The sequence below is a fragment of the Hydrogenovibrio thermophilus genome, assembly GCF_004028275.1.
Taxonomy (GTDB): domain Bacteria; phylum Pseudomonadota; class Gammaproteobacteria; order Thiomicrospirales; family Thiomicrospiraceae; genus Hydrogenovibrio; species Hydrogenovibrio thermophilus.
In genome coordinates, this window is record NZ_CP035033.1 from 887,457 (window position 1) to 901,682 (window position 14,226).

Annotated in this window: 14 protein-coding genes; 12 read left to right on the plus strand and 2 right to left on the minus strand. The window is 50.7% G+C overall.

Features of this window, described 5'->3' with window-relative positions:
- The first annotated feature begins 103 nt into the window (after window positions 1-103).
- Window positions 104-1,612 (plus strand): lysine--tRNA ligase, encoded by a 1,509-nt coding sequence (lysS, locus tag EPV75_RS04100; protein ID WP_128384554.1) that lies wholly within the window; start codon window positions 104-106, stop codon window positions 1,610-1,612.
- A 113-nt stretch (window positions 1,613-1,725) separates the two neighbouring features.
- On the opposite strand, the gene ygfZ is transcribed toward lysS, so the two are convergent.
- Window positions 1,726-2,793 carry a CAF17-like 4Fe-4S cluster assembly/insertion protein YgfZ gene (ygfZ, locus tag EPV75_RS04105; RefSeq protein WP_128384555.1) on the minus strand — a complete coding sequence of 356 codons (1,068 nt, stop codon included), beginning with the start codon at window positions 2,791-2,793 and terminating at the stop codon, window positions 1,726-1,728.
- A 167-nt stretch (window positions 2,794-2,960) separates the two neighbouring features.
- On the opposite strand from ygfZ, the gene EPV75_RS04110 reads away from it, so the two are divergent.
- The gene (locus tag EPV75_RS04110; RefSeq protein WP_051673308.1) at window positions 2,961-3,521 is read left to right on the plus strand and encodes a chemotaxis protein CheW; all 561 of its coding nucleotides are present in this window, start codon (window positions 2,961-2,963) and stop codon (window positions 3,519-3,521) included.
- Window positions 3,522-3,533: 12 nt separating this feature from the next.
- Here the strand turns inward: EPV75_RS04110 and nadB are convergent, their stop codons facing one another.
- The gene (gene nadB, locus EPV75_RS04115) at window positions 3,534-5,150 is read right to left on the minus strand and encodes an L-aspartate oxidase (RefSeq protein ID WP_128384556.1); all 1,617 of its coding nucleotides are present in this window, start codon (window positions 5,148-5,150) and stop codon (window positions 3,534-3,536) included.
- 71 nt (window positions 5,151-5,221) lie between these two features.
- Here nadB and EPV75_RS04120 point away from each other — a divergent pair, with 71 nt between their 5' ends.
- The 10 genes from EPV75_RS04120 (at window position 5,222) to fliO (ending at window position 14,185) form a co-directional block, all read left to right on the plus strand.
- Window positions 5,222-5,707, plus strand: coding sequence for a SoxR reducing system RseC family protein (locus EPV75_RS04120; protein ID WP_192894030.1), 486 nt, complete (start codon window positions 5,222-5,224; stop codon window positions 5,705-5,707).
- Window positions 5,708-5,717: 10 nt separating this feature from the next.
- Window positions 5,718-7,142, plus strand: a complete 1,425-nt coding sequence (locus EPV75_RS04125) for a DegQ family serine endoprotease (RefSeq protein WP_128384558.1) — start codon at window positions 5,718-5,720, stop codon at window positions 7,140-7,142.
- Between the two features lie 214 nt (window positions 7,143-7,356).
- Window positions 7,357-9,162 (plus strand): translation elongation factor 4, encoded by a 1,806-nt coding sequence (gene lepA / locus EPV75_RS04130; RefSeq protein WP_128384559.1) that lies wholly within the window; start codon window positions 7,357-7,359, stop codon window positions 9,160-9,162.
- Window positions 9,163-9,174: 12 nt separating this feature from the next.
- Window positions 9,175-9,942, plus strand: a complete 768-nt coding sequence (gene lepB / locus EPV75_RS04135) for a signal peptidase I (RefSeq protein WP_029937565.1) — start codon at window positions 9,175-9,177, stop codon at window positions 9,940-9,942.
- A 1-nt stretch (window position 9,943) separates the two neighbouring features.
- Window positions 9,944-10,642: a ribonuclease III gene (rnc, locus tag EPV75_RS04140; protein ID WP_029937566.1), complete on the plus strand. Its 699-nt coding sequence runs from the start codon at window positions 9,944-9,946 to the stop codon at window positions 10,640-10,642.
- A complete protein-coding gene (gene era, locus EPV75_RS04145; protein WP_225972390.1) occupies window positions 10,635-11,567 on the plus strand; it encodes a GTPase Era in 933 nt (310 codons plus the stop codon). Before rnc ends, era begins: the two co-directional genes overlap by 8 nt.
- 58 nt (window positions 11,568-11,625) lie before the next feature.
- Window positions 11,626-12,363: a DNA repair protein RecO gene (recO, locus tag EPV75_RS04150; RefSeq protein WP_029937568.1), complete on the plus strand. Its 738-nt coding sequence runs from the start codon at window positions 11,626-11,628 to the stop codon at window positions 12,361-12,363.
- A gap of 56 nt (window positions 12,364-12,419) precedes the next feature.
- Window positions 12,420-13,166 carry a pyridoxine 5'-phosphate synthase gene (gene pdxJ, locus EPV75_RS04155; protein WP_128384560.1) on the plus strand — a complete coding sequence of 249 codons (747 nt, stop codon included), beginning with the start codon at window positions 12,420-12,422 and terminating at the stop codon, window positions 13,164-13,166.
- 12 nt (window positions 13,167-13,178) lie between these two features.
- The gene (gene acpS / locus EPV75_RS04160) at window positions 13,179-13,562 is read left to right on the plus strand and encodes a holo-ACP synthase (RefSeq protein ID WP_029937570.1); all 384 of its coding nucleotides are present in this window, start codon (window positions 13,179-13,181) and stop codon (window positions 13,560-13,562) included.
- Between the two features lie 194 nt (window positions 13,563-13,756).
- Window positions 13,757-14,185: a flagellar biosynthetic protein FliO gene (fliO, locus tag EPV75_RS04165; protein ID WP_128384561.1), complete on the plus strand. Its 429-nt coding sequence runs from the start codon at window positions 13,757-13,759 to the stop codon at window positions 14,183-14,185.
- Window positions 14,186-14,226 lie beyond the last annotated feature (41 nt).

Below are 14,226 nucleotides of genomic sequence, written 5' to 3' on the forward strand. Positions count from 1 at the left end.
CTTAAGTCGGTGTTGGACACAATCGGCCAGGCCTGGTAGAAAAGCCTGATTGGCTTGACGATAAAGAATTGAAACATTTTAAGTGATTTGAATAGGAAACATCATGGCAAACCCTGAAACCCCAGCAGTGGATGAAAACAAAATCATTGCGGAAAGACGCGCCAAGCTCGCCGCTTTAAGAGAAGAAGGGCATTCTTACCCGAATACCTTCCGTCGTAACGACGTCTCCAGTGATTTGCACGAGCAATACGATGCCTTGAGCAAGGAAGAAATGGAAGCCATGCCGAAGGTGCGCGTTAAGGTGGCCGGGCGTATGTTATTGCGTCGTATTATGGGAAAAGCCAGTTTCGCGACGTTGCAGGATACGCATGGCCGTATTCAGATTTACGTGACACGCGACGAATTGCCGGAAGGGTTCTACAACACTCAGTTCAAGAAATGGGATTTGGGCGACATTGTGGGCGCCGAAGGCTATTTGTTCAAAACTAATACCGGTGAGCTGTCGGTTCACGTTGAGCACATTGAGTTGATCACCAAATCATTGCGTCCATTGCCGGATAAGTTCCACGGCTTGCAGGATCAGGAAATCAAGTACCGTCAACGCTATGTGGATTTGATCGTCAACGAAGAAAGTCGCGAAACCTTCCAGTTGCGCTCCAAAATCGTTCAGCATGTGCGTCACTTCCTGATTGAAAAGGGCTTTATGGAAGTGGAAACCCCGATGATGCACGTCATTCCGGGGGGCGCCACAGCCAAACCGTTCAATACCCATCACAATGCGCTGGATATGCCATTGTATCTGCGGATTGCACCGGAGTTGTATTTGAAGCGTTTGGTCGTGGGCGGTTTCGAGAAGGTGTTCGAAATCAACCGCAGTTTCCGTAACGAAGGCTTGTCGACCCGTCATAACCCGGAATTCACCATGGTGGAATTCTATGCGGCTTATACCGATTATCATCAGTTGATGGATTACACCGAAGAACTGTTGAAAGAATTGGCGGAAATGACCGTTGGTTCGACACAAGTGCCGTATCAGGGGCAAACTTTTGACTTCGGCAAGCCGTTTGCACGCTTGACGATGAAAGACGCCATTTTGCAATACAACCCGAATATCTCCGCCGAGCAACTGGATGATTTGGACTCGGCGCGTGCCATTGCGAAATCGTTGCACCTGGATTTGGACGAGAGTTGCGGGCTGGGCAAGATCATGACCGAAATCTTTGAAGAAACGGTCGAAGAAAAGTTGATGGACCCGACGTTCATTACCGAATATCCGGCGGAAGTATCGCCTTTGGCGCGTCGTAACGATGACAATCCGTTTATCACCGACCGTTTCGAACTGTTCATCGGTGGCCGTGAACTGGCCAACGGCTTCAACGAGCTGAATGATGCCGAAGACCAGGCGGAGCGTTTCAAGGCGCAGGTGGAAGCGAAAGACGCCGGTGATGACGAGGCGATGCATTACGATGAAGATTACATCATCGCCTTGGAGCACGGTATGCCGCCGACGGCCGGTGAAGGTATCGGAATTGACCGTTTGGTGATGTTGTTCACCGATAAGCCGTCGATTCGGGATGTGTTGTTGTTCCCGCATATGCGTCCGGCGGATTAATGCACTCGGTCGACTCGCGATGCCAATAAAAAAAGCCGCTTGAAACAGCGGCTTTTTTATTTTGAGCGGTTGCCTGAAAACCACCAGGCCTGGTGGTTTTTGGGATGGGTGGTTTATTCTTCCGTCAGATCGTACGGTAGCGGTTCCACATTGGCGGGGGCGCCGCTTTCACTTTTCAGGTGGCCGTTCACGGCTTCCAGGGGTTTCAAGGTGGTAACGGCCAAACACACCGAGCCTTCGAATACATCCGGTGCGGACAAAATGCAGGTGAACTTGTATTTTTTATCCGCGTCGTCGGTCAGAACAAACTCTTGCCCGGGTGCCGGTGCGTCGGCGTCACCTAAGTGTAAGCGAAGCATGCGTTTGGTGGCTTTGCCGCGGTAATGCATGCGGGCAATAACTTCCTGGCCGGGAAAACAGCCTTTCTTGAAGTTGATGGCGTCCAGCTTGTCCAGGTTCAAAAATTGGGCAATGAACTCGTTGCCGGTGACGGCATCCACGCTGGGTTGGCCGCTGACAATTTGTAATAATTTCCAGTCAATATTGTTGGTGGCTTCGCCGTTGCTTTTTAATTGTTCCCAAACCGTTTTCATCGACGCCAGCGGGCCGAAGAAGCTGTAGCAGTGATAAGGGCCGGGGCGCTTCACGGCGATGACGTCGCGCACGCCGTCCATATCGAGTGTCTTGACTTCATACAATTCTTTGATCTTGGTGGTCAGGAGGCGCTGGATGTCTAGGTCACCGAAGTCGCCACCGTAGCCGATGTGGATCATCTCGTCGGAAACGTCTTCCAGTTCCACTTTGGAACGCAGCTTGAACATGGTCAAACGTTTCAAGATGGTGTCTTTCAGCGAGCCGTCAAAATTCAGGTAAAAAGCGTCCTGATGTTTGAAGACCATCAGGACGGCCAAGACTTTGCCTTGCGGGTCACAGTAGGCACTTAATTGCGCGTGTTCGTCGGTGACGTCACTGAGATCGTTGGTGAACTGCCCTTGCAAAAAGTCAAACGCTTCTTCGCCGGATACTTTGATGATGGCTTGATGGGCCAGGCTGGTGAATACCGGGCCGTTTTTCACCATATAGCGTTCGATTTCCGGTAGGCCAAAGGTGGTCACTTCACCGGCGTCGTTCCACTGCGCGCCTTTGGCGGATAAAAAGTCTTTCCAGTCAGCGTTCATCATTTTTCCTTTGAAAAAAATTTGCGGGCGACCATTATACCTTGAAGTGACTGCCTTTTTGAATGCGAACGCACGGAGTCTCTTTACGCGGGAAATGATTTAGAGATTGATAAACCCCGTCGGAGTGGTTAATATCACACTATAAAACAATTCGATTGGAGGTTACATTCGTGGCTGAAGCTTTTAATGAGTTTTTAACATTCAAACTGGGCAAGGAAGAGTTTGCAATTGCAATCGACCGTGTTCAGGAAATTCGCGGTTGGCAGGAGCCAAGCCCGCTACCGAACGTACCGGCCTATGTGAAAGGTGTGATTGATATTCGCGGTACCATTGTGCCGATTCTGGATTTGCGTGAGCGTTTCCATATGAAGGCGGAATTTAAGGCGACAACGGTGGTCATCGTGGTGAATCTGGCGACCCGTCAGGGCGAACGGATTGTCGGTCTGGTGGTGGATGCGGTATCGGACGTACATCAATTCGATATGAATGCGTTGCAGGCTCCGCCGGACATTTCCAACTCCATCGATACGCAGTATATGCAGGGTTTGACTACGATTTACGATCAAGGTTCGGAAGCGGAAGCGAATATTCAGAATGAGAGCCGAATCGCGTCGGAAAAAGTCTCGAAAGGCCGGATGGTGATTGTCATCGATATTGATAAGTTGGCTTCGGAAGGGCTGATTGAGCAAGTTTCCAACGTCGATGAAGCCATCCCGCTGCGTAACGGTTAAACGTTGTAACGTTTAAGATTTCTTTTTGTTTTTGTCGTGCGGTTTGGGCATTAGCGTAGTCGGCTTGCTACGCTTCTTCATGAAAGGGTAATCCAGATTGAAGTTCAAACCGCGACTTTCCTTGCGTTTTAACGCACTCTTGATCATCAGTTCGGCTACCTGAGCCAAGTTACGCAGTTCGAGCAAATCGGCGTTCAGCTTATGGTCGTAATAGTATTCGTAAATTTCCTGTTTCAAGATTTTGATACGCTTTAAAGCGCGTTTCAAACGTTTGTCGGTGCGAACAATGCCGACGTAATCCCACATCAAACGACGCACTTCATCCCAGTCATGACTGACCAATACCTTTTCTTTCGCCGGCGTGACCCGCGTGTCGTCCCAATCCTTGACGTTGCGGTCCGGGTCGAAGGTGGGCTTGATTTTCGCCTTGATGTCCTGATAAGCGGTTTCGGCAAAGACCAAGCCTTCCACCAATGAGTTGCTCGCCAGACGGTTCGCGCCGTGCAGGCCGGTATAGGCGGTTTCGCCAATGGCGTAAAGGTTTTTGAGGTCGGTCCGCCCTTTGAGGTCGGTGGTGATGCCGCCACAGGTGTAGTGTGCGGCCGGAACCACTGGTATCGGTTGCCGGGTGATGTCGATGCCGACGTTCAGACAGCGTTTCTGGATGGTCGGGAAGTGATGGCGGATAAAATCTTCCGATTGATGGGAAATGTCTAAATAGACACAATCGATACCGTGTTTTTTCATTTCCTGGTCAATGGCGCGGGCCACAATGTCGCGCGGTGCCAAATCCTTGCGTTCATCATAATGCTGCATGAAGGGTTCGCCATTCGGCAGCTTCAAAATGCCACCCTCACCCCGTACCGCTTCGGAAATCAAAAAAGACCGGTCTTGCGGGTGATACAGACAGGTCGGGTGAAACTGGTTGAATTCCATGTTGGTGACCGAGCAGCCGGCTCGCCAGGCCATGGCAATGCCGTCACCGGTCGAGGTGTCGGGGTTGCTGGTGTACAAATAGGTTTTGCTGGCGCCGCCGGTGGCGAGAACCGTGAATTGCGCCAGGTGGGTTTTTACGTCTCCGCTGGTTTGATCCAAAATATAGGCACCAATGCAGCGGCGTCGGTCCTTGTTGAGAATGAGGTCGACGGTCATGTGGTCCGGCAAAACGGTGATGTTCGGGGTGTTTTTCACCACTTCCAAAAGGGTTTCGGTGACGGTTTTGCCGGTGTGGTCCGCTGCATGGATGACGCGGCGATGACTGTGTCCGCCTTCCTGGGTCAGGTGGTAGGCATCCGACGTTTCCTGTTTGCTGAAGGGGACGCCCATTTCAATCAACTCATAGATGGCGGCGGCCCCGTTCTTGGCGACCATTTCGACGGTTTGGGCGTCGCACAAACCGGCCCCGGCATTCATGGTGTCTTCAATGTGTGATTGTACGGAGTCGAAAGGGTCCAGAACCGCCGCGATGCCGCCTTGCGCATAGGCTGAACTGCCTTCGTTCATCGAGGATTTGGCCACCAGCGTGACGGAAAAATGTTTGGCCAGTTTCAGGGCGATGGACAGCCCGGCAATGCCGCTGCCGATGACGAGAACATCAGTGTGGGAATGAGGAAGGACATCGGAATTCATGCAGTGTCTAGCGTCTCTTGAAAATCGAATAAATGGTACCATATCTGTCATGCTGTTATGGAATAGAAATAATGGGTAACCCAAAAGAGTTAAATGCGGAAAACCGGGAGAATCGCCTGACGGCAAAAGGCTGGGTGGTGTCGGTTTCGGGTGAGATGGCTTATGTCTCGACCGAGCGTCAAACCGGTTGTTCCGGCTGCGCTTCGCAGGAAGGGTGTGGAACGGCTTCGTTGGCCAAACTGTTTGCGCCACGTAATCGTTCTCCGATTGCGGTGTTCAATGCACTGGGGGCCAAGTCTGGAGATGAGGTTTTGCTCTCAATGGAGGAGTCACATTTGATCAAACATTCCTTCATGGCCTATGGGGTACCATTATTAGGACTGTTTATTGGAGCAGGCTTGCTGCAATTTATCACTCAAGCATTTGCGATGACCGAAGCGAGTGAATCGCTGACCATGGTCGGAGGGGTGTTGGGTGTCGTCATCGGCTGGTGGGCCACAAAAACATATTACCGCCCAGAGCCTCCGGTGATGGAGAAGATTCTGCAAGCCTCTTAAAGGAGCTAAGATGAAAACAATGGTTAAATCGTTATACACTTATGGTTTGGTCAGCTTGTTGTTGGTGCTGAGTTTGACGTCCGCTCAAGCCGCTACGGTCACCCTGCCGGATTTTTCCGAGTTGGCGGCTGAAAACAGCCCGATGGTGGTGAATATCAGTACCACTCGTAAGGTCGAGCGTGCGGCGTATCCGCAGTTCCGGGGCATGCCGGATGAAATGTTACGTTACTTCTTCGGTATTCCGGGGCAACAAGGTCCACGTGGCCAGCAGCCAATGCCGGAAGAGCAAGTAAATTCATTGGGGTCCGGTTTCATTATTTCCGAAGATGGATACATTATCACCAATAATCATGTCGTGGCGGATGCCGACGACATTGTTGTGAAGTTAAGCAATCGCCAGGAAATGAAGGCTAAAATCATCGGAACGGATGAGCGTTCCGATATTGCGTTGATTAAAATCGAAGGCGATGATTTGCCGGTGGCGAAAATCGGAACATCGAAGGACTTGAGAGTTGGTGAATGGGTCATGGCCATCGGTGAACCGTTTGGTTTGGATTACACTGTCACTCATGGGATTGTCAGTGCCTTGGGACGTTCGTTGCCGGACGATACCTACGTGCCGTTTATTCAGACCGACGTGCCAATCAATCCGGGGAATTCCGGCGGGCCTTTGTTGAACATGAAAGGTGAAGTGGTTGGCGTTAATGCACAGATTTTCAGTAAAAGCGGTGGTTCCATGGGATTGTCGTTCTCGATTCCGATTGACATCGCTATGAATGTGGCACAACAGTTGAAGGAAAAAGGACATGTCGAACGCGGCTTCTTAGGTGTAGGCGTGCAGGAAGTTTCCGGTGATTTGGCGCGTTCTTTCGACATGGAAAGGCCTACTGGCGCTTTGGTGACCTCCACTGAAAAAGACTCTGCTGCTGCCAAAGCTGGCATTGAGCCGGGCGATATTATTGTCGAATTTGCCGGTAAAACCATCCAGAAGTCGGCGGACTTGCCTCCGGTGGTCGGTAATTCGCCGGTTGGTAAACCGGTCAAAGTCAAAATCCTGCGGAATGGTGATTACAAAACCGTAACGGTTCGCCTGAAAGCATTGGATGGCGCTAAGGTTGCGTCGGCGGGAGACTCCGGCAAACAACCAGGCCTGGAGAACACGGCGCTAGGTGTCAAAGTGGAAATCATCGATCAGGAAACGTTGGATGAATTGAACATTCCGTTTGGTGTCGGTGTCAGCCAGGTTCAAAATGGCAGCGCGGCGCAAAAAGCCGGTATCCTGCCGGGCGATATTCTGGTGACGGTCAATTTTAAACCGATTAAGTCGGCCGCCGATTTAAACAAAATCGTTCGTTCCGCTCCGAAGGGGCGTTCGATTCCGGTTCGCATCATTCGTGGTAATCGTTCGATTTTCCTGCCATTGATGTTGTCTTAACCATACGAAAGGTAACTAAATCGGATAAACGAGTGAGATTTGAAACGAATTAGCGTAAAATACGCGAAATATTTGTTATCAAACGATTTAATACCTTGATATCGAAGAAGGGTGGCTAGCGCTATGCAACTAGACACCCTTTTTTATTATGCTTGGACGGATTTTGAAATCGTTTGGTTGGATTTCGTTTTGTATCGTTTTATTTGAGGCGTAGATGTCAAACCAGCTTGATCATATTCGTAACTTTTCCATTATCGCGCACATCGACCACGGAAAATCGACCATTGCCGACCGTTTTATCCAACTTTGTGGTGGCCTCACCGAGCGGGAAATGGCCGCTCAAGTATTGGATTCCATGGATTTGGAGCGGGAAAGAGGCATCACAATCAAGGCGCAAAGTGTGACGCTACACTATCAGGCTGACAACGGTGAGACTTATCAACTGAATTTTATCGATACCCCGGGACACGTGGATTTTTCTTATGAAGTGTCACGTTCTCTGGCGGCGTGCGAAGGTGCCTTATTGGTGGTGGACGCCTCTCAAGGTGTGGAAGCGCAAACGGTGGCGAACTGTTACACCGCCATTGAGCAAGGCTTGGAAGTCTTGCCGGTACTGAATAAAATCGACTTGCCGGCCGCGGATCCTGAAAAAGTGGTGGACGAAATCGAAGAAATCATCGGTATCGAAGCGCATGAGGCCGTGCAAGCCAGCGCTAAATCCGGGCTTGGTGTTAAGGAAACGCTGGAAGAAATCGTTCATAAAATTCCGGCCCCGGAAGGGAATCCGGATGGGCCTTTGAAGGCGCTGATTATCGACTCCTGGTTTGATAATTATCTGGGGGTTGTGTCGTTGGTGCGTGTGATTGACGGCAAAATCGGCAAAAAAACCAAAATGAAAATCGTCTCCACCAAGGAAGAATATCAGGTGGACGATGTGGGCATTTTTACGCCGAAACGGACCCCACGCGATTTTCTGACCGCCGGAGAGGTGGGGTATGTCATTGCCGGTATCAAAGACATTGACGGTGCACCGGTCGGGGATACCATTACCACGGCGGATGCCGATATTGAACCGTTACCGGGGTTTAAGCCTGTTCAGCCGCGTGTTTTTGCCGGTTTGTTCCCAATCAGTTCCGAAGATTTCGAAGATTTGCGTGAGGCCTTGCGAAAACTGCGCCTGAATGATGCGGCTCTGCATTTTGAACCGGAGAGTTCCGATGCGCTAGGTTTCGGTTTCCGGTGTGGTTTCCTGGGAATGCTGCACATGGAGATCATCCAGGAACGACTGGAACGTGAATATGATCTGGATTTGATTACGACCGCTCCGACCGTGGTGTATGAGGTTCTAAATAAAAGTGGTGAATTGATACGAATCGATAACCCGTCCAGCTTGCCGGATCAAAGTTTGATTGACGAAGTCCGCGAGCCGATTATTCAAGCGAATATCCTGGTACCGGACGAGTTTGTCGGAGCGGTGATGAAGCTGTGCCTGGAGAAACGTGGCGTGCAAAAAGACATGCAATACGTCGGAAGCCAGGTATCGATTACTTATGATTTGCCGCTGAATGAAGTGGTACTGGATTTCTTTGACCGCTTGAAGTCGACCAGCCGGGGTTATGCGTCCATGGATTATGAATTCCGTCGTTTCCAAGCGGATGATTTGGTGAAGCTGGAATTCATGGTCAACGGTGAGAAGGTGGATGCCTTGGCTTTGATTGTGCACCGTTCAACCGCGGTTCAGCGTGGTAAGGTGTTGATTGAAAAATTGAGAAAGATCATTCCGCGTCAAATGTTCGATGTCGCCATTCAAGCGGCAATTGGTGCTAAAATCATTGGCCGAACCAACGTGAAAGCGCTTCGCAAGAACGTAACCGCCAAGTGTTACGGCGGGGATGTGTCGCGTAAGAAGAAACTGCTTCAAAAACAAAAAGAAGGGAAAAAGCGCATGAAGTCCATCGGCAGTGTTGAATTGCCACAGGAAGCGTTTTTAGCCGTCTTGAATACATCCGAAGAGAACTGAGAGAACTGAAACATGAGCTTTGAATTAATTTTGGTGATTATCACCGCCATCACCGGGGTAATCGTGTATGTGGACCGCGTGGTTTGGAAGCCGAAACGTGACCGATCCGTGACCACAGAAAAAGAGCCGGTGTTGGTCGAGTATTCGCGCTCATTGTTTCCGGTTTTCTTGATTGTCCTGGTATTGCGATCCTTTGTGGTGGAACCTTTCCGAATTCCGTCCGGTTCCATGTATCCAACATTGGAAATCGGTGACTTTATTGTCGTGAACAAGTTTGCTTATGGCGTGAAACTGCCAGTCACTCAGACGAAGATTCTACCGGTAGGTGAACCGGAAAGAGGCGATGTTGTGGTCTTTAAATATCCGAAAGATCCGGATGTGGATTACATCAAACGCGTCATCGGGTTGCCGGGAGATGAAATCGCTTACTATGGTAAGACGCTGTATATCAATGGCAATCCGGTCAAGCAAAAGCTACTGGGCGAATATGAAGGTACGGCATCCGGTAAGGTGATGGATGGCGCGTCTCTGTTGGAAGAGTTTTTGGAAGAACATTCGCATGACATTCTGTTGGATCCGGAAAAAAGCAGTCAGGATATGAATACGGTCGTGGTGCCGGAAGGTCATTATTTCATGATGGGGGATAACCGTGATCACAGTAATGACAGTCGCTTTTGGGGCTTTGTCCCGGAGAAAAACTTAAAAGGCAAGGCGTTTGCGATTTGGATGAACTGGGATGATGGCGTCCATTTCGATCGCATTGGCAAGGGAATTGAGTAAGATGTCAGAAGTTGAAAAGCGTGCTAAGTTAGAGCGACTTTCAAAACGGCTGGGTTACCAATACCAAAACCTTGATTTCCTGCAGCGTGCGCTGACGCATCGCAGCATGGGCGCTAAAAACAATGAACGATTGGAGTTTCTGGGGGACAGTCTTGTTAACTTCATTATCGCCGATGCCCTGTTTCATCAGTTTCATAAAATTTCCGAAGGGGACTTGAGTCGTATTCGAGCCTTTCTGGTCAAGGGCGAAACGCTGGCCAAGATCGGAAAGGAATATCAGTTGTCGGACTACCTGATGCTCGGACCGGGGGAGTTGAAAAGCGGCGGTTATCGTCGTGAATCGATTATCGCCGATGCGGTCGAAGCGATTATCGCTTCCGTTTATGAAGACGGCGGCTTGGAAGCCTGTCGTGATTTCGTCTTGCGACTGTACCATAAGCGCTTGAAAGAGCTGGACCCTTCCAAGGTTGGCAAAGACCCGAAAACCCGCTTGCAGGAATTTTTACAATCCAACCATGAGCAGTTGCCGGAATACAGCGTGATTACCGTTAACGGACCGGCTCACGCTCAAGAATTTACAGTTTCTTGTTATGTAGCCAAACTGAATCGTAAGTTTGAGGCGACGGCCACCAATCGTCGTAAAGCGGAGCAAATTGCGGCCGAAGAGGCGCTCGACATTCTGGAGAATGCCAATGACTGACCACACTTCTGAAATGGATGCCACAACCGACTATCAAGCGGGGTTTGTGGCCGTTATCGGTCGCCCGAATGTGGGCAAATCCACGATTATGAACAGTTTGATCGGGCAAAAGCTCAGCATCACGTCACCAAAGCCGCAGACCACGCGTCACCGTATTCACGGTATTTTAACGACCGACCGCTTTCAAGTCGTGTTCGTCGATACGCCGGGGATGCATTTGGGCGGACAAAAATCGATCAATCGTTACATGAATCGTGCGGCCAACAGTGCCTTTGGCGATGTCGATTTGGTGTTGTTTGTGGTGGAGGCGGGCCGCTGGACCAAAGAGGACCAGGCCGTGGCCGATAAATGCCGCAATTTGGATGTGCCCGTTGTGATTCTGGTCAATAAGGTCGATAAGTTCAAAGACAAAACGGAACTGTTTCCGTTTTTACAAAAAGTTGGCGATCAAGTGGCGTTTGAAGCCTTGATTCCGATTTCGGCCTATACCAAGTCGGGCTTTGAACAGGTGCAGGCCGAAATTTTGAAACATTTGCCGCAGCAGGACGCGATTTTCCCGGAAGATTACATTACCGATCGTTCAACCCGTTTCCTGGCCGCGGAAATCGTGCGGGAAAAACTGATGCGTGCCCTAGGGGATGAAGTCCCTTATGGTGCCACGGTGGAAATTGAACAATTTGCGTTTAATGAAGAAGAGGGGCGTTGGCATATCAACGCCTTGATTCTGGTCGAGCGCCCGGGGCAAAAACAGATCGTAATCGGTAAGAAAGGCGAGCAAATCAAGCAGATGGGGATTCAGGCACGTAAGGACTTAATGCATTTGCTGGACAGTCGTGTGCATCTGGAGTTGTGGGTCAAGGTCAAGGAAAACTGGTCGGACGACGACCGGGCGCTGGCCAGTTTGGGCTATACCGAAAACCCTTGAGAGAGCTCGTCGGCGACCGATGGTTTCCTTATAAATCGCGGGTGTTTTGGAGGCGTGTTTGGCAAAAGACATCGAACAATTGGCGTTCGTTTTACATCGTCGGCCTTATCGTGAAACCAGTTTGTTGGTGACCTTCTTTACACCGGACTATGGCAAACAGAATGCCATCATCAAAGGTGTCCGCAGCGGCAGTAAATCCGCACAAGCCAAACAAGCCTGGTTACAACCGTTTCAGGGGGTAACCATCGGCTGGCGCGAACGGGCGCATCGCACCTCGGACTTGGTATCGTTACGTCAACTGGAAGCCAGTCGTGTCCGTTTTCCGTTGATGGGCGAGAGTAATCTTTGCGGACTTTACGTCAATGAATTGTTGTATCGTTTGCTTTATCCCGGGCTGGAATCCGAAACGTTATTTCAGGCGTATCAACAGACCTTGTATGACTTGGCCCGTGCGGAAGAACGTTTTCACCAGGCCTGGGTGTTACGGCAGTTCGAGTTTGAACTGTTATCCGAACTCGGCGTGGCCTTTCAAGCCGAAACGGACCATTTTCATCGCCCGGTACGCGCGGGGGAAACCTATCTCTTTCATTTGGAACAAGGCTTGTTCCCCCGTTCCGAGTTGGCGGACCCGGAAGGCGCGCAAGGGGTCTGGGTGTCCGGAGACTGTTTGCTCAAGTTCGCACAACGCAGTTATTGTGAAACCTGCCTGAAAGACTGGAAGCGCTTGTTCCGTTATGTGCTTTCGGCCCATCTGGGAGACAAACCGATACAGACACGAGCCTTGTTTAAAGATTGACCAGACCTGCCGGAGGGCTTCGGCAGGCGTTTTTAATGATGATTGAAGGAATTGCTATGAACCCGATTTATCTGGGATTGAATATTGACCATGTCGCCACCATCCGTCAAGCGCGCGGAACGCGCTACCCGGATCCGGTCAAGGCCGCGCTGGATGCCGAAATGGCCGGTGCGGATAGCATTACCCTGCATCTTCGAGAAGATCGGCGCCACATTCAGGATGCCGATGTCTATCGTTTGTCGGAATTGCGTCAGACCAAAGTCAATCTGGAAATGGCCGCGACGCAGGAGATGTTGGAAATTGCATTGAAATGCCGCCCGGAGGACGTTTGCCTCGTACCGGAAAAACGCGAAGAATTGACCACGGAAGGCGGCTTGGATGTGGCGTCGCAAAAGCCTTGGCTAACGGATTATTGTGCGCAGCTGGCGGAAAATAAAACGCGCGTATCCTTATTCATTGATGCCGACGAAATGCAGATTCGAGCGGCCAAAGAAGTGGGGGCGCCGGTCATTGAACTGCACACCGGTACTTATGCCGAATTGACCGATCCAGTTGAGGTGGAAGCGGAATTGCAACGCATCCGTGAAGCGACCGATTTGGCGGTGTCCTTAGGTTTGACGGTGAATGCCGGTCATGGCCTGCATTATCATAACGTGCAGGCGATTGCCGGCATCAGGATGATCGAAGAGCTCAACATTGGCCATGCAATCATCGCACAGTCGATTTATTCCGGCTTGCCAGCGGCGGTGTCCGAAATGAAGCGCTTGATGGTGGAAGCCCGTCAACAGGCGTACATGGCGTAAGGCGGCCCCGACGTGATTGTTGGTATTGGAACCGATATCGTTGAAATTCAGCGAATCGATCGTTTGTGGCAAAAGCGGGGCGATGCCTTTGCGACGCGTGTGCTGTCCGAAGTTGAAATGCTGGAACTTAAAGGACATGCGCAGCCGGAGAAGTTTCTGGCGAAGCGTTGGGCCGCGAAGGAAGCCATCGCAAAAGCATTGGGAACCGGCTTTACCCAAGGAGTGTCTTTTACCGAGATGACCATTGGGCATGCGGTGACGGGCCAGCCGGAAGTCGTGTTGGCTGGCGTCACGCGTGACGTCGCCCTGCGCCTGAATGTCGATAGCTGGTCCATTAGCCTCAGTGACGAAAATCACTATGCGGTCGCCTTCGTGGTGGCCGAAAAACATCTTTGATTCCATTCGGAAAATAGCATTGCGGCCTTGGCGGTCGTCTCTGTGATAGAAAGTCTGAATTCCTCGTGATAAGTGCTTACACTTTAACAGGTTATCCATTACAATTAACTTCCATGAAGCCATTATCTTTTCAAACGCTTAAGCCGAGGCTTAGGCCAATTCACCAGGCCTGGTCGTTTTTGATCCTGGCATTTATGCAACTGCCGGCATTCGCCAAAGCAGAGGAAACCCCGTCTTTGACCACTTCGCTGGAACCCAGCAGTTACATCGGTCAAATCATCCTGTCGTTGTTTTTCATTTTATTGATTATTTTTGCGGCCGCCTGGATGCTGAAGCGTTTCGGCAAAATCAACGGCGTGGCGGGCAACCAGATGAAAGTCTTGGGTGTCATGAGCTTGGGGCAACGTGAACGGGCGGTGTTATTGGAAGTGGGGAAAGAACAACTGCTGATTGGGGTGACGTCCAGCCGCGTGTCCTTGTTGCATAAGTTGGAAGAACCGATTGAAGTGGTCACGGAGAAGTCGGTTAACAATGCGTTTGCAAAACGCTTGCAGGAAGCGATTAATCAGCGGACGGCCACACAGCCGTCGAAAGACTCTTCGAAAGGTGGCGCGGATGATTAAGCGTTATGCACCTTATGTGCAATGGCTGTTGGGCAGCGCCT